The sequence below is a fragment of the Pseudomonas sp. GV105 genome (assembly GCF_003058185.1).
Classification (GTDB): domain Bacteria; phylum Pseudomonadota; class Gammaproteobacteria; order Pseudomonadales; family Pseudomonadaceae; genus Aquipseudomonas; species Aquipseudomonas veronii.
The window spans coordinates 1-2,080 of record NZ_QBUF01000034.1 but is presented as its reverse complement, the minus strand read 5'-3'; the positions used below and the strand labels follow the sequence as shown (position 1 = coordinate 2,080).

Genomic DNA, 2,080 nt, shown 5'->3' with positions numbered 1-2,080 from the left:
GTAAAAATCGGCTTCCTGGTCAAACAAGCCGAAGAACCCTGGTTCCAGACCGAATGGGCCTTCGCCGAAAAGGCCGGCAAGGAACATGGTTTCACTGTGATCAAGATCGCCGTGCCCGACGGCGAGAAGACCCTCTCAGCCATCGACAGCCTGGCCGCCAACGGCGCCAAGGGCTTTGTGATCTGCCCGCCGGACGTGTCCCTCGGCCCGGCCATTGTCGCCAAGGCCAAGGTCAACGGCTTGAAAGTCATGGCCGTGGATGATCGCTTCGTCGACGCCAAGGGCAATTTCATGGAAGACGTGCCGTACCTGGGCATGGCCGCGTTCGAAGTCGGTCAGAAGCAAGGCGCGGCGATGGCCGCCGAGGCGAAGAAACGTGGTTGGGACTGGAAGGATACCTACGCGGTGATCAACACCTTCAACGAACTCGACACCGGTAAAAAACGCACCGACGGTTCGATCAAATCCCTCGAAGAAGCAGGCATCCCCAAAGACCATATCCTCACCGCCGCGCTCAAGACCCTCGACGTGCCCGGCAGCATGGACGCCACCAACTCGGCGCTGGTCAAGCTGCCCAGCGGCGCGAAGAACCTGATCATCGGCGGCATGAACGACAACACCGTGCTCGGCGGCGTGCGCGCCACCGAAAGCGCCGGCTTCAAAGCCGCCAACGTGATCGGCATCGGCATCAACGGCACCGACGCCATCGGCGAGTTGAAGAAAGCCAACAGCGGCTTCTTCGGTTCGATGCTGCCCAGCCCGCACATCGAGGGCTACAACACCGCGCTGATGATGTACGAGTGGGTCACCACCGGTAAGGAACCGCCGAAGTACACCGCGATGGACGAAGTGACGCTGATTACCCGCGCCAACTTCCAGGAAGAACTGACCAAGATCGGGCTGTGGAAATGACCGCAGCGGCACTGCGCTTTGACGGCATCGGCAAAACCTTCCCCGGGGTCAAGGCGCTGGACAGCATCAGTTTCACCGCCCACCCGGGGCAGGTCCACGCGTTGATGGGCGAGAACGGCGCGGGCAAGTCGACGCTGCTGAAGATCCTCGGCGGCGCCTACATCCCGAGCAGCGGCAGCGTGCAGATCGGCGCGCAGACGATGGCCTTCAAATGTGCGGCCGACAGCATTGCCAGCGGCGTCGCGGTGATCCACCAGGAGCTGCATCTGGTGCCGGAAATGAGCGTCGCCGAGAACCTGTTCCTCGGGCATTTGCCGGCGCGTTTCGGCGTGGTCAACCGCGGCCAGCTGCGCCAGCGGGCGCTGGCGTGCCTCAAGGGCCTGGCCGATGAAATCGACCCGCAGGAAAAGCTCGGGCGCCTGTCCCTGGGCCAGCGCCAACTGGTGGAAATCGCCAAGGCGCTGTCGCGTGGCGCGCATGTGATTGCCTTCGATGAACCGACCAGCAGCCTGTCGGCTCGCGAGATCGACCGGCTGATGGCGATCATCACGCGCCTGCGCGACGAGGGCAAAGTGGTGCTGTACGTGTCCCATCGCATGGAAGAAGTGTTCCGCATCTGCGACGCGGTCACGGTGTTCAAGGACGGCCGCTACGTGCGTACCTTCGACGACATGCGTGCGCTGAGTCACGACCAGTTGGTCACCTGCATGGTCGGTCGCGATATCCAGGACATTTACGACTATCGGCCGCGCGAGCACGGCGAGGTGGCGCTCAAGGTCGACGGTTTGCTCGGCCCGGGCTTGCGTGAACCGGTCAGCTTTGAGGTGCGCAAGGGCGAGATCCTCGGCCTGTTCGGCTTGGTCGGCGCCGGGCGCACCGAGCTGTTTCGCCTGCTCAGCGGCTTGCAGCGCGCCACGGCGGGGCAGTTGGAACTGTGCGGGCAAGCGCTGCAATTGCGCTCGCCGCGCGACGCCATTGCCGCCGGCGTGCTGCTGTGCCCGGAGGACCGCAAGAAGGAAGGCATCATCCCGCTGGGCAGCGTGGCCGAGAACATCAACATCAGCGCACGCGGCGCCCATTCCCGGTTCGGCTGGCTGCTGCGCGAGGGCTGGGAGCAGGGCAACGCCGAGCAGCAAATCCGCGGGATGAAGGTCAAGACGCCGAGCGC

Annotated in this window: 2 protein-coding genes; both read left to right on the top strand. The window is 64.0% G+C overall.

All coding sequences use genetic code 11. The annotated features are described in order from the left end of the window. Window positions 1-912: substrate-binding domain-containing protein (locus tag C8K66_RS30460; protein WP_108526709.1), on the top strand; the 912-nt coding region annotated here is incomplete at its 5' end. Next, a partial coding sequence (locus tag C8K66_RS30455) for an ATP-binding cassette domain-containing protein (RefSeq protein ID WP_108526708.1) occupies window positions 909-2,080 on the top strand: 1,172 nt, incomplete at its 3' end. The genes C8K66_RS30460 and C8K66_RS30455, both read left to right, overlap by 4 nt.